At 66.2% G+C, this 19,393-nt stretch carries 15 protein-coding genes; 6 read left to right on the top strand and 9 right to left on the bottom strand.

Annotated elements, in window-relative coordinates; genetic code table 11:
* Positions 1–49: 49 nt before the first annotated feature.
* The 3 genes from BMW76_RS16930 to BMW76_RS16920 all read right to left on the bottom strand — a co-directional run bounded on the left by BMW76_RS16930 (position 50) and on the right by BMW76_RS16920 (position 3,233).
* Positions 50–2,290, bottom strand: coding sequence for an ATP-dependent helicase (locus tag BMW76_RS16930; RefSeq protein ID WP_090867018.1), 2,241 nt, complete (start codon positions 2,288–2,290; stop codon positions 50–52).
* A 166-nt stretch (positions 2,291–2,456) separates the two neighbouring features.
* Positions 2,457–2,720 carry a hypothetical protein gene (locus tag BMW76_RS16925; protein ID WP_090867016.1) on the bottom strand — a complete coding sequence of 88 codons (264 nt, stop codon included), beginning with the start codon at positions 2,718–2,720 and terminating at the stop codon, positions 2,457–2,459.
* A 63-nt stretch (positions 2,721–2,783) separates the two neighbouring features.
* Positions 2,784–3,233, bottom strand: a complete 450-nt coding sequence (locus tag BMW76_RS16920; RefSeq protein ID WP_090867015.1) for a hypothetical protein — start codon at positions 3,231–3,233, stop codon at positions 2,784–2,786.
* A 328-nt stretch (positions 3,234–3,561) separates the two neighbouring features.
* Between BMW76_RS16920 and BMW76_RS16915 the strand changes: the two genes are divergently transcribed.
* The 4 genes from BMW76_RS16915 to fumC all read left to right on the top strand — a co-directional run bounded on the left by BMW76_RS16915 (position 3,562) and on the right by fumC (position 8,867).
* On the top strand, positions 3,562–3,780 hold the full coding sequence (locus BMW76_RS16915) for an RNA-binding S4 domain-containing protein (protein WP_012400207.1): 219 nt from the start codon (positions 3,562–3,564) through the stop codon (positions 3,778–3,780).
* 229 nt (positions 3,781–4,009) lie between these two features.
* On the top strand, positions 4,010–5,413 hold the full coding sequence (locus BMW76_RS16910) for an MATE family efflux transporter (RefSeq protein WP_090867013.1): 1,404 nt from the start codon (positions 4,010–4,012) through the stop codon (positions 5,411–5,413).
* 334 nt (positions 5,414–5,747) lie between these two features.
* Entirely contained in the window at positions 5,748–7,436 is a 1,689-nt protein-coding gene (locus tag BMW76_RS16905; RefSeq protein ID WP_090867011.1) for a phospholipase D family protein, read from the top strand.
* 30 nt (positions 7,437–7,466) lie between these two features.
* On the top strand, positions 7,467–8,867 hold the full coding sequence (gene fumC, locus BMW76_RS16900; protein WP_090867009.1) for a class II fumarate hydratase: 1,401 nt from the start codon (positions 7,467–7,469) through the stop codon (positions 8,865–8,867).
* A gap of 132 nt (positions 8,868–8,999) precedes the next feature.
* Here the strand turns inward: fumC and BMW76_RS16895 are convergent, their stop codons facing one another.
* The 4 genes from BMW76_RS16895 to BMW76_RS41155 all read right to left on the bottom strand — a co-directional run bounded on the left by BMW76_RS16895 (position 9,000) and on the right by BMW76_RS41155 (position 12,331).
* On the bottom strand, positions 9,000–9,506 hold the full coding sequence (locus BMW76_RS16895; protein ID WP_090867007.1) for an acyl-CoA thioesterase: 507 nt from the start codon (positions 9,504–9,506) through the stop codon (positions 9,000–9,002).
* Between the two features lie 147 nt (positions 9,507–9,653).
* Positions 9,654–10,766, bottom strand: a complete 1,113-nt coding sequence (locus BMW76_RS16890) for a GlxA family transcriptional regulator (RefSeq protein WP_090867005.1) — start codon at positions 10,764–10,766, stop codon at positions 9,654–9,656.
* A gap of 34 nt (positions 10,767–10,800) precedes the next feature.
* Positions 10,801–12,057, bottom strand: coding sequence for an MFS transporter (locus BMW76_RS16885; RefSeq protein WP_090867003.1), 1,257 nt, complete (start codon positions 12,055–12,057; stop codon positions 10,801–10,803).
* Positions 12,058–12,190: 133 nt separating this feature from the next.
* Complete coding sequence (locus tag BMW76_RS41155; protein WP_177200409.1) at positions 12,191–12,331, bottom strand: hypothetical protein; 141 nt, start codon at positions 12,329–12,331, stop codon at positions 12,191–12,193.
* Between the two features lie 327 nt (positions 12,332–12,658).
* On the opposite strand from BMW76_RS41155, the gene BMW76_RS16880 reads away from it, so the two are divergent.
* Both BMW76_RS16880 and BMW76_RS16875 read left to right on the top strand, forming a co-directional pair.
* On the top strand, positions 12,659–13,372 hold the full coding sequence (locus tag BMW76_RS16880; RefSeq protein ID WP_090867001.1) for an ArsR/SmtB family transcription factor: 714 nt from the start codon (positions 12,659–12,661) through the stop codon (positions 13,370–13,372).
* 151 nt (positions 13,373–13,523) lie between these two features.
* Positions 13,524–16,226 carry a DUF6600 domain-containing protein gene (locus tag BMW76_RS16875; protein WP_177200408.1) on the top strand — a complete coding sequence of 901 codons (2,703 nt, stop codon included), beginning with the start codon at positions 13,524–13,526 and terminating at the stop codon, positions 16,224–16,226.
* 131 nt (positions 16,227–16,357) lie between these two features.
* On the opposite strand, the gene BMW76_RS16870 is transcribed toward BMW76_RS16875, so the two are convergent.
* Entirely contained in the window at positions 16,358–17,329 is a 972-nt protein-coding gene (locus BMW76_RS16870) for a thymidylate synthase (RefSeq protein WP_090866999.1), read from the bottom strand.
* A 249-nt stretch (positions 17,330–17,578) separates the two neighbouring features.
* On the bottom strand, positions 17,579–18,976 hold the full coding sequence (locus BMW76_RS16865; protein ID WP_090866997.1) for a sigma-54 dependent transcriptional regulator: 1,398 nt from the start codon (positions 18,974–18,976) through the stop codon (positions 17,579–17,581).
* Positions 18,977–19,393 lie beyond the last annotated feature (417 nt).

The raw sequence follows: 19,393 nt of genomic DNA, 5'->3' as shown, positions 1-19,393 counted from the left end.
GCGGCAACGCCGCACGCGCCATCGACGCTTCACTCGCCTCGCGGCAAGCTCAGTCCCACATCTTTCTGAGCTTCGCCGCGATTTCTATTTTGGCCTGCGCGGCGGCCGCGAGCCCCGCGGACGTCGGCGCCGCCGCGACGGGCGCGGGCGGCCACGCATGTGAGTCGAACAGCGGCAGCAGATGCGGCGCAATGAATCGCGTGCGCGACGCCCACACGTGACGGTCGCCGAGATGCGTCTGGTTGTGAATGTAGAACCGCTGCGGCATCACGATGTGCAGGTCTTCCTTGGCCCGCGTCATCGCGACGTACAGCAGACGCCGCTCCTCGTCGATTTCCTCTTCGCTGCCCGTGCCGAGATCGGACGGAATGCAGCCGTCGACGCCATTGAGCACGAACACGTTGCGCCACTCCTGCCCTTTCGCCGAATGGATGGTGGACAGGATCAGATAATCCTCGTCGATCAACGGAACGCCGGACTCGTCGCTGGTGGCGTCGGGCGGATCGAGCGTCAGCTCCGTCAGGAAGCGCTCGCGCGACGCATACGTGCCCGCGATGCTCTCCATCTGCACGAGATCGGCCTGGCGGATCGACGCGTCCTCGTGATTGCGTTCGAGATGCGGCTCGTACCAGCGGCGCACCATCTCGAACTCGGCGGGCCACGGCGTCTGCCGCGCGCACACCGACGACATCAGCGCGACGAACGGATGCCAGTCTTCGAGCGCGCGTGCCGGCGGCGCGAAGGCGGCGAGCGCGTTGGCCGTGCAATGCGACACACCGTGCGCGGCATCCATCGTGCCGCCGGCCGAGCCGCTCGTGCCGGCGCGCGAGGCGATGTCGTCGAGCACGCGCGCGGCCGTCGCGGGCCCGACGCCGGGCAGCAACTGAACGACGCGAAAACCAGCGACGCGGTCGCGCGGATTCTCAGCCCAGCGCAGCACGGCCAGCACGTCCTTCACGTGGACGGAATCTAGAAACTTCAGGCCGCCGAACTTCACGAACGGGATATTGCGCCGCGTCAGCTCGATTTCGAGCGTAGCGCTGTGATGCGCGGCGCGGAACAGCACGGCCTGCGCCTTCAGCTTCATGCCCGCCTCGCGCGCGGCCAGCACCTGCTCGACGATGTAGCGCGCCTGGTCGGCGTCGTCGGCGACGGTGACGAGATGCGGGCGCTGCGCCGACGCCTTGTCGGTCCAGAGATTCTTCGTGTAACGCTCGCTGGCGAAGCCGATCACCGCATTCGACGCTTCGAGGATCGGCTGCGTCGAACGGTAGTTGCGTTCCAGCGTGACCTGCTTCGCGGGAGGATCGAAGTGCGCCGGGAAATCGAGGATATTGCGCACGGTCGCGCCGCGAAACGAATAGATCGATTGCGCATCGTCGCCGACTACGGTCAGCCCTCGCCCATCGGGCTTCAGCGCGAGCAAGATCGACGCCTGCAGCCGGTTGGTGTCCTGATACTCGTCGACGAGCACGTGATCGAAGCGGCCGGACAGATCGGCGGCGATCGCGGGCTCCGCCGCCATGTGCGACCAGTAGAGCAGCAGATCGTCGTAGTCAAGCACGCTCTGCTTCTGCTTCGCGTCCACGTAGGCGGCGAAAAGCGCGCGCAGATCGGCTTCCCACTCGCGGCACCACGGGAACGCGCCGTTGAGCACATCGGCCAGTGAAGCGCCCGTATTGACGACGCGCGAATAGATCGCGAAGCACGCCGACTTCGATGGAAAGCGCCTTTCCTTCGCCGACAAGCCGAGCTCGTGGCGCACGAGATTCATCAGATCGGCGGAGTCTTCACGGTCGTTGATCGTGAAGGTTGGCGACAGGCCGATGAGATCCGCGTACTCGCGCAACAGCCGTGCGCCGACGCTATGGAACGTGCCCGACCATGTCAGCCCCTGCGCCAGTGCTGCGCGCGAGCCGAGCGCCGCGCCGGCGATGCGGATCACGCGCCGGGTCATTTCGAGCGCGGCGCGGCGCGAAAACGTGAGCAGCAGAATGCGACGCGGATCAGCCCCCTTGACGACGAGGTTGGCGACGCGATGCGCGAGCGTATTGGTCTTGCCCGACCCCGCGCCCGCGATGACGAGCAACGCGCCCGCTGGATGTGAAACGTCTTCCGTGCCGTATTCGACGGCTTCGCGCTGGGCGTCGTTGAGCTTCGCGAGCCAGTCGGCGGCGGCCGTGGGCTCAGGCGAACCCGTCGCGGCTGACGGTGATGAAGACAGGGAATCGGCGACGGAAAGCACGATCGGCGGATCGGAAAGTGAAGGCGACGCATACTGTATATCCATACAACCCGCTACGGCAAGCGCCCCATTTTTCCGCGCGAACGCCGCGTGCCGAGCGTCAGACGACGGGCGCAAGAAACACGCGTCAAACAGAAAAAAAGCCCGGCGCACCGGGCTTTCGCTTTGAACGGCGTGATGCCGTCCGGAGAATCCGGGTGATTAACGCCACTTACTCGTGCTTCGCGTCCTTCAGTCTGGCTTTGGCGTTGGCCTTGTCGGCATCGGCTTGAGCGTCGGTCTTCTTCTTGTCGGCCTTCGCCTGCGCGATCTCGGCCTTCTTGTCGGCCTCGGCTTGCTCCTTCACGGCCTTGCTGTCGGCATGCGTTGTCGGATCGGTGGCGGGATCATGCGTCTGCGCGACGGCGAGCGTCGTCACGCTGCCCGCGATCAGCGCCGCCAATAGCGCGCCTATGGTCCTGTTCATCTTTTTCATGATCGATGTCCTCCCTTTTTGAACGTCGAAACGGCCAAGCCCTGTATCAACCTTGGTTGGGCCTCAGTTATGCGATTCGCCCGACGCCGCCGCGCCCGCCGACTGGCCCTGCATCTCGGACTTCAGTTCGTTCGATGCAGCCGCCCTGTCGGCCTTTCGGTTCAACTTTGCGTTGCGGACCTGGTTCGTGTACTCGTCCCTGGCGGCCTTTTGCTGCTCCTTCATCTGCGCCTTCGACGCGTTCTTTTGCGCGCGATATTCGGCGTTCGCCTCGGCGTCCGCGTTGCGCTTCTGAACGAGCGGGTCCGTCGAGCCCGGCGCAGTCAGATTCTGCGGCGCGGGCGCCGGCATCTGGACGCCTTGTGCAGCGGGCGCCTCGGCGGGTGCCTGCGTCTGGACCTGTCCTTGGCCGGCCGTGCCGGTAGCCGGTTGAGCGGGCGTCTGGGCGAATGCGGCCGTCGACGCAAACGCAGTCAGGGCGGTACCGATCAGGAGCGTACGAAGCTGGGTCATGGTTATCCTCTCTGAAGGTTGTCAGTGTCGGCATGCGGGCGTCGTGTGGCTGCCGATCGGCGGCGATGCGCCCGCGCGGTTCGCCCAATGCAAAATGCAGCAGGCTATTCCACAGACCGGGCCTTCGTGAGTGAGGTTCGCCAAGAAAGGCGGCTGTTACTCAACGTTTCGTTTGCTGACAACTGAATAACATCTGCTTGCACTTGCCCGGTCCAACGCCGCGCGCTCGCCATGCGGACGCCGCGCGGGACGCGATGGCTTATGATGCGAAGCGCTTTCCCACGCGCTTTTTCCACGATTCGCCGATGCCCCGTCCATCGCAACCGACATGCCCAACCTCGATTTCACACTGACCGGCGACTACGTCGAACTCCACAATCTGCTGAAGATTACTGGCCTCGCGGACAGCGGCGGGTCGGCGAAGGTGATCGTCGCGTCGGGGGCCGTCACCGTCGACGGCCAGGTCGAAACGCGCAAAACCTGCAAAATCCGCGCGGGTCAGGTCGTGCTGCTCGGCGACACGCGGATCGCCGTCCACGAGGGGTGACGCGCGCGCCTCGTCCTGGAGACGACATAAATATGCAGAGCGCATCCGGCCGCCGCCGCAAGACCGCACCAAAAATGTGCCTGTTCATCGACAGCGCCGCGTTCCCGCAATAAGCTGTCCGCTTGCACAGAAAAATATCCCGCGCGCGCTTCATCCGTTCCATTGGCCTGATCCGGCCAACCGGTTTTGGCGCGCGCTTCGCGCTTTCGCGCATCGAGCACCTGGAACCATGAATCCAACCGGAATCTCCCGCGCGCTCAGCGGGCCGCCCACGCTTTCGCGCCACGCCGCCGATACCGCGCGCCTTGCTGCGCCGCTCGCCATTGCACAGCTTTCGCAGATGGCGATGAGCGTCACCGATACCGTCCTGCTCGGCTCGCTCGGCCCCGATGCGCTCGCGGCCGGCGGCCTCGGCGCGAACCTGTTTTTCGTCGTCGTGACGCTGCTGCAAGGCGTGCTGACTTCCGTGAGCGTGAGCGTGTCGCATGCGCGCGGCGCGCAGGCTGAGCATCGCGTGCCGCACATCTACTGGACGGGCTTTCTGCTGTCGCTGCTGCTGACGGTGCCCGCGTTCGTGCTGCTGTCATTCGCCGCGCCCATCCTGATGGCCTTCGGCGAGCCGGCGCTGCTCGCGCACAACGTCGGCGAATACTGCGCGGTGCTGCGCTGGGGCGCGCCCGGCAGCCTGATCGGCATCGGCCTGATGCGCTCGTTCCTGCCCGCGATCGGCGCAGCGCGGCGGCTGCTGTGGGTGTCGATCGGCGGCGTGTTCGTCAACGCGTTCCTCAACTACGGGCTGATCCACGGCGCGTACGGGCTGCCGCGCCTCGGCTTCCTCGGCTCGGCGGGCGCGACGACGATCACCGTGTGGCTCACGGCGCTCACTCTGATGGGGCTGCTCCATCTGCGCCCGCGCTTCCGGCACTTCGTGACGGCCACGCGCCCCGACGTGCCGCTGATGGGCGAACTGTTCGGCATCGGCTGGCCGGTGGCGATCACGTATGGCGTCGAATCGACGCTCTTTCTCGCGACGGGGCTAATGGTCGGCCTGCTCGGCGAATCGCAACTGGCGGCGCACCAGATCGCGCTGAACGTCGCGTCGGTGGCGTTCATGGTGCCGCTCGCGATCGGCCAGGCGGCAAATGTGCGCGTCGGTTTCTGGTCGGGCGCGGGGCAGCCGCTCGCCGCGCGCCATGCGGGCTTCGTCGCGCTCGGGCTCGGCGTGGGCTTCATGAGCCTGTCGGGCCTGCTGCTGATCACGGCGCCGCACTTCATCGTCGGGCTGTACCTGCATCTCGACGATCCCGCCAATGCGCCGACCGTCGCGCTCGCGAGTTCGCTGCTGGGCGTGGCTGCCATTTTCCAGATCGTCGACGGCATGCAGACGGTCGGCTCCGGCTGTCTACGCGGACTGAAGGACACGCGCATTCCGATGATCGCGGCCGCGTTCGGCTATTGGGGAATCGGCTTCCCGACGGGCTATACGCTCGCGTTTCACTTCGGGCTCGGCGCGCGCGGCCTGTGGTGGGGACTCGCGGCCGGGCTCGCCAGCGTCGCGCTGCTGATGACGCTGCGCTTCCACAAGATGAGCCGGCACGCGATGAACCGCCGAGAGCCTGCGTCGGCGAACTGAGCACGGACGCAGAGACCTTGCGTGCCGTGCGAACCCGCGCACGCATTCTTCGCGACGCGCCCTTCCGCGGGCGCGGTCAATCGCAAGCACAGCCGCCGCTTCATGTCGATGCAACGCGCTCTTGCGCGCTCCGCGCTTCTGCGTTGCGCGCGCAACCGACTGCAAGTCGACCTGACCACGGCAAGCTTCCCCGCTGCAAACGGCCGAGCGCAAGCCGGGCACGCGCGTTGCGTTCCCCTTTACCGACCCTCATTACGGTTTCCCCGTAGAATATTTTCAGGCGAAACCGGCGACCCACGACGACCACCCGTGCCGATCAAGTGGAGGAACAAGCGTGTCGGCCCATAACACCAACGACGCAGCCGCATTGCAGCATCACGAAGAGCAACGTAGTACCCGCATCTCGCGCAACGCGCCGCGTCCGATCCTGACGCGCACGTTCGCGCTCATCGTCGCGGCCACACTGCTGGCCGCTTGCGCGACACGCCCGCCCGCCACCGCATTCGATCGCCCCATCACACGCGCATTGCCCGCGACGGACAGCACGCCGCTCTCCACGGCGCTCGCCGCGCCCGAACGCGCGCATCCGGGCCAGTCGGCTTTTCGCGTGCTGTCCAACGGCACGGAGGCGCTACAGATGCGCATCGCGCTCGCGCGCGCGGCGACGAAGACGCTCGACATGCAGTACTACATCGCCGAAGAGGACACGACGGGCAAACTGCTGCTCGCCGCCGCGCTCTATGCGGCGGATCACGGCGTGCGTGTGCGAATGCTCGTCGACGACCTGAAGTTCAACGACATCGACCGCGTGATGGCCGCGCTGAACACGCACGACAACATCGAGATCCGTGTATTCAATCCTTTCGGCAGCGCGCAATCGAGCTTCTATCAGCGCAGCGAGAACTTCTTCACGCAAGTCGGCGCATTCACGCGGCGCATGCACAACAAGGCGATGATCGCCGACAACCAGATCGCGATCGTCGGTGGGCGCAATCTCGGCGACGAATACTTCAGCGCGAGTCCGACGCTGCAGTTCCGCGATATCGACGTGCTCGCCGCCGGCCCGATCACGGCCGATATTTCCGCGAGCTTCGACAGGTTCTGGAACGACAGCAACGCGTATCCGCTGCGCGCGCTGAACAAGCAGAAGTTCGATCCGCACGAGCTCGACCAGATGCGCGACGAGTTGCGCGCGCACTGGCGCACCAACGCGGACCCGTACAACGCGAAGCCGCTGAACGCGACACCGCTTGCATCGCAGATCGCCCGTGGTGAACTCGGGCTCATCTGGGCGCCCGCCGAATTCAAGGTCGATACGCCCGAAAAAATGCGTCTGCCCGTCGATCAGTACAAGAGCCCGCCGATGACGCGCCTCGTCGAGCTGATGCGCGACGCGCAAAAGGAATTTCTCGTCACGTCGCCGTATTTCGTGCCGCACCAGGCGGGCGTCGATGCGCTCGGCAAGCTCGTGCAGCGCGGCGTGACCGTCAAGGTGCTGACGAATTCGCTCGCGGCCACCGACGCCGTCGCCGTGCAAGCCGGCTATAGCCCGTATCGCGTGCCGCTGCTCGAACGCGGCGTGCAGCTCTACGAATTCAAGCCGATGCAAGACGAGAACCCGCCGGAGACGGGCCTCTTTGGCTCGCGTTCGAGAGCCAGTCTGCATTCGAAGTCTTACGTGATCGATCGCAAGACGCTCGTGATCGGTTCGATGAATCTCGATCCGCGTTCCGCGCATCTGAACACGGAGCTCGCGCTCGTGATCCACAGCGCGCCCATCGCCGAAGACGTCGCGCGGCTCTTCGATCACGCGATATCGCCCGCCGTCAGCTATCGCGTGACGCTCGCGACGCCGGCGGAACTGGCCACACTGAAATCTTCGGCGACGCCGCAATCGCAACTCGTCTGGACCGAAGAGGAAAACGGCCTGATTCACCAATACAACCTCGATCCCGGCGCGGGCTTTTACCGCAACGCGCTGACGGGTCTATTCTTGTTGCTGCCAGTCGATGAGCAGTTGTGAGGCCCATCCAATCACCAAGCGGAGTACAACATGACGAAAGATGTACGCATGGAACGCGATACGTTCGGCGAAATCGCCGTGCCGGGCGCGAAGCTGTGGGGTGCGCAAACACAGCGCTCGCTGCAGAACTTCAAAATCTCGACGGAGAAGCAGTCACCCGAACTGATCACGGCGCTGGCCATCATCAAGCGCGCCGCCGCCGAAGTGAACCTGGGCCTCGGCGTGCTCGACGCAACCAGGGCGAAGGCGATCATGGCCGCCGCCGACGAGATCATCGAAGGCAGGCATGCCGATGAATTTCCGCTCGCCGTCTGGCAAACGGGCTCCGGCACGCAGAGCAACATGAACCTCAACGAGGTGATCGCGAACCGCGCGAGCGAACTGATGGGCGGCGAGCGCGGCGAAGCGCGCCTCGTGCATCCGAACGACGACGTGAATCGCGGGCAATCGTCGAACGACGTGTTCCCGACCGCGATGCACGTAGCGGCCGCTGTCGGCATCGCGAAACATCTGCTGCCCACGCTGAAGACGCTGCGCGATACGCTCGACAAAAAAGCGAAGGCGTTCGCCGACGTCGTGAAGATCGGCCGCACGCATTTGCAAGACGCGACACCGCTCACGCTCGGCCAGGAATTCTCGGGCTATGTCGCGCAACTCGACCAGTGCGCGAAACATATCGAATCGGCGTTGCCGCATCTGTACGAACTCGCGCAGGGCGGCACGGCAGTCGGCACCGGGTTGAACGCGCATCCGCAGTTCGCGGACAAGGTCGCGGCGGCGATCGGTAAGCTCACGGGCCTGCCCTTCGTGTCCGCGCCGAACAAGTTCGAGGTGATGGCGGCCGCCGATGCGCTCGTGTTCGCGCACGGCGCACTGAAGACGCTCGCGGCGAGCATGACGAAGATCGCGAACGACATCCGCTGGCTCGCAAGCGGCCCGCGCTGCGGCCTGGGCGAACTGTCGATTCCCGAAAACGAGCCGGGCAGCTCGATCATGCCGGGCAAGGTGAACCCGACTCAATCCGAAGCGGTGACGATGCTGTGCTGCCAGGTGTTCGGCAACGACGTGGCCGTCAACATGGGCGGCGCGAGCGGCAACTTCGAGCTGAACGTGTTCCGGCCGATGATCGCGCACAACGTGCTGCAGTCGGTCCGCCTGCTCGCCGACGGCATGCAGAGCTTCAACGACAACTGCGCGGTCGGCATCGAGCCGAACCGCGAGCGCATCGACCAGTTGCTCAACGAATCGCTGATGCTCGTGACGGCGCTCAATCCGCACATCGGCTACGACAAGGCCGCGCAGATCGCGAAGAAAGCGCACAAGGAAGGCACGACGCTGAAGGCCGCGGCGCTCGCACTCGGTCATCTGACGGAGCAGCAGTTCGACGAATGGGTGCGACCGCACGACATGGTCGGCGACACGAAGCGTTAGAGCCTTCGTTAAAGCCCTTCGTTAGCGCGCTTCGTTAGAGCCCCTCGTTAAAGCACTTTTCTGCCGCCCTTTACTGCAAGCCCGCGATGCTCTCTTCGCAAACGCGAAGAGAGCATGCGGTGCCGCTGCACGTCAAACTTTGCCCTGCGCGACTTCCTCGGGCTTCAGATCGACGATCGCATCGAGCGCGGCCTTCACGTCCATCGCGTACTTCGCGAGACGCTTCTGCTCGTCGGTTTGCGGCACAAACGACGGCACGGACACGGGCGTGCCGTTCTCGTTGACGGCGACCATCACGACGAGGCAATCGGTGGTTTGCAGCAGCTCGCCGCCTTTCGGATCGCCCGCGTGCACTGACACGTGAATATGCATGCTGGTGCGCCCCGTCGCGACAACACGCGCGCGCAATTCGACCAGATTGCCGACGTGAATCGGCCGGCGAAAGCGGATATTGCCGACGCTGACCGTCACGCAATAACGGCCCGACCAGACGGCCGCGCACGCATACGCGGTTTCGTCGATCCATTTCATCAGCGCGCCGCCGTGCACCTTGCCGCCGAAGTTGACCGACGTTGGTTCGGCGAGGAATCGGAACGTGGTTTCTGAACGATCCAGCGGCGCTGCGGCAGGCGTGCTCATCTTGACTCCGGTCAACAAACTATCGAAAGGAGCCGATTATACGAGGGCAATAAGGCGGCCGCTGTGCTATCCGGCGCTGGGTATGGCCCGCGCGAACGCAACATTGCTTTGCATCGCGCGCAAGTGTGGCGGGCATGCCGCCGCAACTCAGCGCAGCGCCGACGAGAAACGCTCGCGGTAATCGAGCGGCAGCACGCCGAAGCTGCGCATGAACGCGCGCCGCAAGTTCTGCTCGCTGCCGAAGCCGCAATCCAGCGCGATCCGCTTCAGCGGCCGGCGCGACTCGGCAAGCGCGCGCGACGCCGCTTCGAGCCGCAATGCCGAAACAGTCTTGGCGGGCGTGCGGCCCACTTCGTCGGCATAGCGGCGCGCGAAGGTACGCGGACTCATACGCGCCTCTTCCGCGAGCCGCTCGACGGACAGGTCGCCGTTCAGGTTCGACGCGATCCAGCCGTGCAAACCGTCGAACGCGCCGCCCGCCGACGCTTGCGCCGCCAGCGCCGCGCTGTACTGCGACTGCCCGCCGGGGCGCTTGACGAACACGACGAGCCGCCGCGCGACCTGCATCGCGACGGGATGCCCGTAGTCCTCCTGAATCAGCGCCAGCGCGAGATCGATGCCCGCCGTCACGCCCGCCGACGTCCACACGGCCCGGCCGCCGCCGCCCGGCAACGGCTCGCGGATGAAGATCGGTTCGGCGTCGACGCGCACACGCGGAAACCGCTCGGCGAGGCCAACCGCGTCGCGCCAGTGCGTCGTCGCACGGCGTCCGTCGAGCACGCCCGCCGCTGCCAGATAGAACGCGCCAGTGCACACCGAGCACACGCGCCTCACCTGCGGAGCGCGCCGCGCGATCCAGTCGATCAGCGCCGGCTGCAATGCGCGGCCGTCGTCGACGGGGATGCCGGGGATGATCAGCGTGTCGATCGGCTCGCCGTCGAGCGCGTCGAGGCGCCGCGTGACGACGGGCAAGCCGGAAAAGGTGTCGAGCTCGCCGCCGTCGATCGATGCAACCGTCGTGCGGTAAGCGACGCGCTCGCGCGATTCCGGCAAGACGCCAGCCGACACTCCCGACAACACGCGCCGCGCGTCCCGCACCGTCAACTCGGCGCGATGGAACGCTTCGAGCGGGCCGCATGCGTCGAGCAGCACGAGTTCGGGCGCAACGGCGAACACGATGTGGCGAACTTGCGGCGCGGGCGCATCGTGTGCCGGGGCGCGGATTGCTTCGTGATCGGTGGCGTTCGAAGCGTGACTCATCGTGTCGTCCCTTTTCACGGGTAAAGGAATCCGTTCACATGCCCGACGCCGGCAGCGGCGAACGTCTTTGCGACCACGCGAAGGCCAGCGTCGCCAGCGCGGCGAGCCCGAGAAACGGAAAAATCGCTGCGTTGATGGCCGTCCAGCCGAAATGCGCGAGCATCTGGCCCGCGCACAGCGAGCCGAGCGCCGAGAACGCGAAAGTCGTGAACTCGCTCGTCGCCTGGGTCTTCGCGCGCTCGGACGGACGGTACGATTGCGCGAGCAGCGTCGTGCCGCCGACGAACATCAGGTTCCAGCCGACGCCCAGGCACGCGAGCGCCGCGTAGAAATGCGGCAGGTCGGTCGAGCGCAGCGCAAGCACGCCGCACAGCGCCGACAGCACGATGCCCGCGCCGATCACGCGCAGCACGCCGAAGCGCGCGATCAGGCGCGCCGAGAAGAACGACGGCGCGAACATGCCGACCAGATGCCACTGGATGATCTGCGCGCCGTCGCCGATCGAGTGTCCGCACGCGACGGCGGCGATCGGCGTCGCCGTCATCACGAACATCATCACCGCGTAGCCGAGCGCGTTGTTCGCAAGCGCGGCCACGAAGATCGGCTGCCGGACGATCGCGCGCCAGGGCCGCGCAGGCTCTCGCTGCGCCGCGACGTCCGCATGCGGCGCAGCATCGCGATACAGCGCGGCGACGAGCGCCATCGACAGCAGCGCGAGCACTGTCACGAGCGCATACGAGCCGGCAAACGCAACGGGCGCGAGCCAGTCCTTGCTCCACGCGGCCAACGCCGGACCGAGCACGGCCGCGACGACGCCGCCCGTCAGCACGGTCGAAATTGCGCGGCTCTTGATGTCGGCGGAAACGGCGTCCGCGGCGGCGAGCCGGTAGTACTGGGCGAAGGCCTGAAACACGCCGACGGTGGCCGTGCCCGCGCAGAACGCCCAGAAGCTGTGATGAAAGATCGCGTACACGGAGATCGCGCCGCCCGCCGCGCCGACGCCCGCGCCGAGCATGAAGCCCGCGCGCCGTCCGACGCGCGCCATCAGGAATGACGCGCATACGGTCGTCAGCGCGGCGGCGACGGTGATCAGCGAAAACGGCAGCGTGGCGAGCGACTTATCGTCGGCAAGCGTGTAGCCGACAAGCCCCGTCAGCGTCAGATCGATCGACACCGACGACGTGTAGAGCGCCTGGCAAACGGCCAGCACACGCGCGGCGCGGCGGCCATGCGGATCGGCACGGCCGGTGGCGCGGCTGGGAACATCGGAAGCGGCGGAAGGTGACGGCATCGGTAGCCTCGCGGGCGGGGTGACGATGCGCACATCGTTACATCGGTCGCCGTGGCAGAAGCGTCAATGATGCATCAATTCCTGCCACGCGGCGCACATCGGTACATCCGTAGCGACCGCGCCGCCGGAGGCGTCAGTTGCGAACGGTGATGCCTGTGTCGATCGTGCCGTACATCGTAATGCTGCCCGATCCGGTCGACGACGGGCCCGCCCCGCCCTGCGCGCATGCGCTGCACAGGACCAGGGCCGCGACCACGGAGAAGAGGATTTTCATGACTGCGTCGTTCACTCGAAAACTGGAGAAAGCGCTCCGATTTTAGCCTGGCGGTGTTTGCGCCCGCAGATCGGCGGGGCGCTGCGGCGCACGCGACAGTTCACGACATGCTGAAACATCGAATGCGCATCGCGGGTAGAGTGAAAGCCATGAGCCGATTGACTACGGCTGCTTTGCATGGGGCCCGAGCGAGTGCTTTGCATGGGGCTGGAGTAAGTGCTAACGCACCAACTCCAGCCGACAGCTAAAGCGCTAACTCGGGTCGACCGCTCTGCATGGGACCAGAGTAAGCGCTAAAGCGCTAACTCTGGTCGACAGGAGATCCACATGGCTGCACTGCTTCCTTCCGAACCGAATCACTTTCCGGGCCTGAGCCGCATCGGCGCGCTGCTCGCCGACCCGGGCCGCGCCGCGATGCTGTGGGCGCTGATGGACGGCACCGCGCGTCCCGCAGGCGAACTGACGCTGATCGCTGGGCTTTCGCCGTCGGCGGCCAGTGCGCACCTCGCCAGGCTGACCGACGGCGGACTGCTCGCGCTCGAAGTGCGCGGGCGTCATCGCTATTTCCGTATCGCGTCGGCGGAAATCGCCGCCACCATCGAGGCGCTCGCCAACGTCGCCGAAGCCACGGCGCCACAGCGCCCCGTGCCGCGCCCGGCGCGCACGGTGCCCGTCGACATGCGCTACGCGCGCACCTGCTACGACCACATGGCGGGCGAACTGGCCGTGCGCGTCTACGAACGGCTCGTGGGCGGCGACTTGCTGACCGTCCATGGCGATTCGCTCGACGCAACGCCCGAAGGCGCGGCGCTCCTCGCCGACTGGGGCATCGACGTCACGCGGCAGCGCACGCGCCGCCGCCGTTTCGCGTGCACGTGCCCCGACTGGAGCGAGCGCCGGCCGCATCTGGGCGGTGCGCTCGGCGCGGCGCTGCTCAAGTCGTGGTCGTCGAATGGCTGGGTCGAGCGCACCGAGCGGCCGCGAATCCTGCGCGTGACGCCCGCCGGCCATCGTCATTTCGACGCGTTTTTATCGCACTGACGGGCGATGCGTCCGACAAGCCATTCGACGGGACAACTTTTGTTACAGCGCCACGCGAGTGGCTTACAAATGAGACTGCCTTGAAACAGCCGCCACGGGTAGAGTGACTTCGCAGGGTGCCGCGCCGCGCGTGCCCGACGGAGCGACAACCATGAAAACACTCACCACACCCGGCCGGAATTCCGGCAGCGCCGACGATCCGGCGCCCCGCGCGATGCACCATTCGTCGCTGGTTGCGCTCGCCGTTGCTGGCGCGTTCGCGACGCTCGCCACGCAGGCCGCCTGGGCGCAGGAAGCGCCGCCGCCCGCGAACGTCGAGCAATCCGCACCTCAACCCGCACCTCAATCGGCACCTCAGTCGACGCCCGATAGCGACCCGCCCGGACGCGTCGCGCGCCTGAACTACATGGCAGGCACGGTCACGACCGAGCCCGCTGGCGCGTCCGACTGGTCGTATGCGCAGGTCAACCGGCCGCTCACGACGGGCGACCAGTTGTGGAACGACAAAAACGCGCGCTTGGAGCTGCACATCGGCTCGACGGCCGTGCGCATGGGCCAGCAAACCAGTCTCGACATCCTCAATCTCGACGACAGCAGCACGCAGCTGAAGGTCGCTCAAGGCACGCTGTCGACGCACGTGCGCGCGATCGCGCCGGGCTCGTCGTATGAGATCGACACGCCGAATCTCGCGCTGGGCGTCAACGGGCCCGGCGACTACCGCGTCGACGTCGCGCCGGACGGCAGCAGCACGACAGTCACGGTGCGCAGAGGCAGCGCGACCGTCTACGGCGACAACGGCCAGGTGCCTGTCGCCGCCGGACAGCAGATCACCTTCGCGGGCACGGACCTGCAGCAGACGGGCGATAACGGCGCGCCCGGCGCCGATCCGTTCGACGAGTGGACAGCCAGCCGCGACGCCGCCGAGGACCGCTCGGTTTCGGCGCGCTATGTATCGCGTGAACTGCCCGGCTATCAGGACCTGGACGCGAACGGCACGTGGCGCAGCACGCCGCAATACGGCGAAGTGTGGACACCGAATCAGGAGCCTGCGGGATGGGCGCCTTATCGCGACGGCCACTGGGTCTGGCAGGCGCCGTGGGGCTGGACGTGGGTCGACGACGCGCCGTGGGGCTTCGCGCCTTATCACTACGGCCGCTGGGCCTATGTCGACGATGCGTGGGCGTGGGTGCCGGGGCCCGTCGTCGTCAGCGAGCCGCCGCCCGTGTATGCGCCCGCTCTTGTTGCGTTCGTCGGCGATGGCGGCGGCAGCGACTGGAGCGTGAATCTCGCGATCGGCGGCGTCGCGGCGACGGGGGTCGCGTGGTTCGCGCTCGGCCCCGGCGAGCCGTGGCATCCGCACTGGGGCCGCCATCACGACTGGAGCCCGCGCTACTACGAGCGCGTGAACAACACGGTCATCGTCAACAACCGCGTCGATATCCATAACAACGTCCGCAACACGTACGTCAACTACCGCGCGCCGGGGGCCGTCACAGGGATGCCCGCAACGGCATTCGTCCACGGACAGCCGACGAACCATTTTGGACAGCGCGTCGACCCCGCGCAGTGGCGCAACGCGCGCTTCAACGCGGGTGCACCGAATCTCGCGCCCGTCAGACAGAGCTTCGGGCCGGGGATGCGCAACGCTGCCTACCGGCCGCCGGCGAATGTGATGGCGCGGCCCGTCGTCGGCACGCGCAATCCGGGCGTGCCAGCGGCGTTCCACGACAGGCTCGCACAGAACTTCGCCCAAGGCGGGCACGGTCGCGTGCCGGGCGCGGGCGAGCCGATGGTGCGCACTTCCGTGCCCGCGCACTTCGGCGGACAGACGCTCAACGGCAACGGCCCCGTCGCGAACGTGCGGGTGGTGCGCTCGCATGTGCCGGGACAGATGCCGGGCGCCATGCCGGGCGCGCCGGTCGCGGGTGCGCCCGGCGGCCAGCGGCCGGGCGGCGAGCCGCAGATGAATGCACGGCAGCACGGCATACCAGGTCAATCGGGGCGCAGCTTTGCGCCGGCGCCGATGGCTGGCCAACAAGCCGAGCGTCCCGGACAGCCCGGGCAGTCTGGACAGCGCGGTCAGCCGGGCAATGGCGTGCCGCGTCCTCCACAATTCGCGGGCGGTCATCAGATGAACGGCATGCAGCCGCAACCAGGTCAGCCGGGGGGCGCGCAGCGCCAGGATCGGGCTGTCGCCCAGCAGCGCGAGCCCGCGTGGACGCAGCATCACGCGCCGATGGCCCAGCAACGCGGCAACCCGCAGTCAGGAGCAGCGCAGCCGCAAGACCCGGCAATGCCGCAAGGTCCGGTGATGCCGCAGAACGGTCAGGCGATACAGCAGCACGAACACGCGCCGCGGCCGGCGAACAGTTTCGCGGGCGTCGCACCGGGTCAGCCGCAACACGGGCCGCAGATGCGTGCGCAGCCGGTGCCGCCTCCGACGCAAGAAGCGCAGCAGCAGGGACGCGAGGCATTTCATCCGCAGCCGCAGCCGCAGCCGCAACAGCAGGCGCATCAGGACTTCCGTCCGGCGTCTCAGCCGCGTCAGGAATTCCACCCCCAATCGCAGCCGCAACAACAGGCGCGCCAGGAATTCCGTCCGCAGCCTCAGCCGCGTCAGGAATTCCATCCCCAACCACAGCCGCAACAGCAGGCACGCCAGGAGTTCCGTCCACAGCCACAACCGCGTCCGGAATTTCACCCGCAACCGCAGGCACAACAACAGCCTCGCCCGGAATTTCACCCGCCGCAGCAGGCGCAGCAGCCGCATCCACAGCCTCAACCCCAGCCGCAGCCGCATCAGGAACAGCGCGCGACGGGCGGCGGAGGCCACGAAGAGCATCATCGCGGCTGAGTCCGGGCAGTACCGGCAGCACCGGCGAGCGCGCCACGCCACAAACGAAAACGCCCACCGCAATCGCGGTGGGCGTTTTCACGTTTTCACATCAGGGCTACGCTGCGCCGGAATGCCGGCTGCGCGTCAGATCAGATCGCCATCGGCGCTGTCAGCGGTTCGTGGTGCCGGTAGCCGACCAGCGAGAAATCGGCGGGCTCGATCTTCTCCAGCCACTCGGGCTCGTAGGCACCCGTCTTCGCGAACTCGGGCACGCGGTCGGCAATCGCGAGCGTCGGGCTTTCGTAGGGCTCGCGCGTCAGCTGCTGTTGCAGCATGTCCAGCTGGTTCTCGTAGATGTGCGCGTCGCCGATGAAATACGTGAACCAGCGCGGCGCATAGCCCGTCAGCCGGCCGACGAGATGCAGCAGCGCCGCCCCTTCCGTCAGGTTGAACGGCGTGCCGAGCCCGACGTCATTGCTGCGGATGTACAGGCAAAGCGAAATCTCGCGCTTCGACACGTTCGGCAGAAACTGATACAGCAGATGGCACGCCGGCAGCGCGATTTCCTCGAGCACGGCCGGATTCCAGGCGTGAAACAAAATCCGCCGGTCGGAAGGGTTGTTGATGATCGTATCGAGGCACTGGCGAAGCTGGTCGATCGCCTTGTACAGCACCACCTTGCGCACGCCGCCCTCCTCGAACTCGGTAACGGGCGTATAGCCGCGCGATGCCGCATCTTCGAGCCTGGCGCTTGCCGTGGTGTCGAGCACCTTATAGGCGGGCCACTGACGCCATTGGACGCCGTAGACATCGCCCAGGTCGTCGGTGCCTTGCCGGTACGGGTTCGCGAGCCACTGCGCGTTTTCGTTCGCATTGCCGTCCCAGACCTTGCAGCCGAGCGCGCGAAAATCAGCTGCGCTGCGCGACGCGCGCAAAAAGCCGATCAGCTCGCCGATCGCCGACTTGAAAGCGAGTTTTTTCGTCGTCACGGCCGGGAAACCCTGCTGCAGATCGAAGCGCAACATCGCCCCCGGCATGCTCATCGTGCGGACGCCGGTGCGATTTTCCTGCCAGCTGCCCGTATCGAGGATCGTGCGGACGAGGTCGAGGTATTGTTTCATGCGGATTCCTTCGGCCGTGCGCCTGGCGCACCGGAGGTTTTTGGGAAACTCCGATTTTAGCAAGCCACATGAAGCGCCGTGATCGCGCCGCTTTCCCGCCCGACGCGTGTTCCCTGCGCGGTTTTCGCCTCGCGCGGGAAGCGGCGTAACGAGCCGGCATCGCCAGCAGGAAACGGGAAAGGGCGCGTCAAAAGCAAAGAAGCCCGGCCAAACCGGCCGGGCTTCCCGATGTGTCGTCGGGAGCAGGCGTCAGAGATGCGGCATCGTCGACGGCAACCCCGCCGCGTGCTGCGCGAGCGGCTCGCTTTCCATATGCCGCATGCCGTGCGAGCACAGCAAACGGTACAGCGTCACGCGCGAAATGCCGAGCTCCTGCGCCGCGTCGCCGAGACGCCCGCGATGGCGCAGCAGCGCCAGCTCGATCGCCTGTCTTTCGGCTGCCTCGCGTGCCTGCGCGAGCGACACGGGGACGATTTCGACATATTCCGCGAGTTCGAGATCGCGCGCCGTGATCGCACGGCCTTCCGACATCACGATCGCGCGCCGCACGCGGTTGATCAGTTCGCGCACATTGCCCGGCCAGCTGTAGTTGTGGAGCGCGGCGATCGCATCGGGCGCGAAGCCGCGCAGCCGGCGGCTCGCATCTTTCCGGAAGCGCTCGAGCATATGCCGCGCGAGCAGCTCGATGTCCTTGCCGCGCGCGCGCAGCGGCGGCTCGTCGATCTGCAGCACGCACAGGCGGTGATACAGGTCCGAGCGGAACCGCCCTTCGATCATCGCCGTGTTCATGTCGACGTGGGTCGCGGAGATGATCCGCACGTCCACCTCGATCGCGCCGTGTCCGCCCAGCCGCTCGACCTTGCGCTCCTGCAGGAAGCGCAGCAGGCTCGCCTGGCTTTCGAGCGGCAGATCGCCGATTTCGTCGAGGAACAGCGTGCCGCCGTTCGCCGCTTCCACGCGGCCGATCTTGCGCTGGTTCGCGCCCGTGAACGCGCCGCGCTCGTAGCCGAACAGCTCCGACTGCAGCAGATGCGGCGGAATCGCGCCGCAGTTGATCGGGATGAACGGCGCATTGCGGCGCGCCGAGCGCTCGTGAATAGCGACGGCCGTCAGTTCCTTGCCCGTGCCCGATTCGCCGGAGATGAAGACGGGCGCGTCCGTCATCGCGACCTTGCGGATCGAGCGGAAGAGCGCGAGCATCGCGTCGCACGACCCGACCATCTCGCCCTCGGAACCGCCCGGCGACGCGTCATTCGACGCCGGCTCGCCGAGCGAAACCATCCCATACGCATGCCCGACCGAATCGACGATCCGGTCGCCCGAGTAAGGCACGGTCACATAATCGAAACAGTAGTCGCGCACGAGCCGGCGCAACGCGGCGTCCTGCAGTTGGCCGGCCATCGTAGTCGCGACCCAGCCGACGTTCGGCATCGTCAGGCAGGACTCGAATGCGGCAATTTCGTGCTGCTGGAAGCAGCTCGACAGGTCGAGCAGACCGCCCGCCGCCATCCCCGCACGCACTGCGCGGCGCGCATCCCGCGCCGAACCGACGACTTCGACATGCCAGCCGCGCTCATGAAAACGCGTGTTCAACTCAGCGCTGGGATCTCGTGATACGTATATCAGTTGCCGTGTGGCGGATTCCATTATTCAGATCCTCTCGTCAACGAACGTTAAGGATGACGGCATGTGCTGATCTGTATTTAGCTTTCAGGCACGCCTATTCGCACGGGATTCGCAAACGGCGAAAACCGAACGGCCATTCCATTCCGTACGGACAGCTGATCCCCGAAAACGGCGCGTGTATTGAAACGACCCAGTAGTGGGCTTTTTAAAATCGTGTGCTGTGGATGAGAGCTTACTATACGCGCGAGCCGTCGAAAACAAATATGCGAATTAAATCGTCCGGCCTTGTGCGACAAGGGTTTGCGGCTGCCAGGCAATCTCATTGGGACCCGATTAATTCGCCTGGAAGCGCATTCACCATACTTTTTTATCAACGGACTCCCGTGGCGTTGCATTTAACGCACCGATTTGAAATCCGCGTGTTTTTTGCGAGGTTTC

The organism is Paraburkholderia diazotrophica (genome assembly GCF_900108945.1).
Classification (GTDB): Bacteria; Pseudomonadota; Gammaproteobacteria; order Burkholderiales; family Burkholderiaceae; genus Paraburkholderia; species Paraburkholderia diazotrophica.
This window is presented reverse-complemented; position numbering and strand designations above follow the sequence as displayed.

What these genes read in the sequence shown, in the direction of transcription:
- BMW76_RS41155 (WP_177200409.1), bottom strand. Translation starts at nt 12,331, where the DNA reads ATGAAAATCCTCTTCTCCGTGGTCGCGGCCCTGGTCCTGTGCAGCGCA.
- BMW76_RS16930 (WP_090867018.1), bottom strand. Translation starts at nt 2,290, where the DNA reads ATGGATATACAGTATGCGTCGCCTTCACTTTCCGATCCGCCGATCGTG.
- BMW76_RS16865 (WP_090866997.1), bottom strand. Translation starts at nt 18,976, where the DNA reads ATGGAATCCGCCACACGGCAACTGATATACGTATCACGAGATCCCAGC.
- BMW76_RS16895 (WP_090867007.1), bottom strand. Translation starts at nt 9,506, where the DNA reads ATGAGCACGCCTGCCGCAGCGCCGCTGGATCGTTCAGAAACCACGTTC.
- BMW76_RS16925 (WP_090867016.1), bottom strand. Translation starts at nt 2,720, where the DNA reads ATGAAAAAGATGAACAGGACCATAGGCGCGCTATTGGCGGCGCTGATC.
- BMW76_RS16885 (WP_090867003.1), bottom strand. Translation starts at nt 12,057, where the DNA reads ATGCCGTCACCTTCCGCCGCTTCCGATGTTCCCAGCCGCGCCACCGGC.
- BMW76_RS16920 (WP_090867015.1), bottom strand. Translation starts at nt 3,233, where the DNA reads ATGACCCAGCTTCGTACGCTCCTGATCGGTACCGCCCTGACTGCGTTT.
- BMW76_RS16915 (WP_012400207.1), top strand. Translation starts at nt 3,562, where the DNA reads ATGCCCAACCTCGATTTCACACTGACCGGCGACTACGTCGAACTCCAC.
- BMW76_RS16870 (WP_090866999.1), bottom strand. Translation starts at nt 17,329, where the DNA reads ATGAAACAATACCTCGACCTCGTCCGCACGATCCTCGATACGGGCAGC.
- BMW76_RS16910 (WP_090867013.1), top strand. Translation starts at nt 4,010, where the DNA reads ATGAATCCAACCGGAATCTCCCGCGCGCTCAGCGGGCCGCCCACGCTT.
- BMW76_RS16890 (WP_090867005.1), bottom strand. Translation starts at nt 10,766, where the DNA reads ATGAGTCACGCTTCGAACGCCACCGATCACGAAGCAATCCGCGCCCCG.
- BMW76_RS16880 (WP_090867001.1), top strand. Translation starts at nt 12,659, where the DNA reads ATGGCTGCACTGCTTCCTTCCGAACCGAATCACTTTCCGGGCCTGAGC.
- fumC (WP_090867009.1), top strand. Translation starts at nt 7,467, where the DNA reads ATGACGAAAGATGTACGCATGGAACGCGATACGTTCGGCGAAATCGCC.
- BMW76_RS16875 (WP_177200408.1), top strand. Translation starts at nt 13,524, where the DNA reads ATGAAAACACTCACCACACCCGGCCGGAATTCCGGCAGCGCCGACGAT.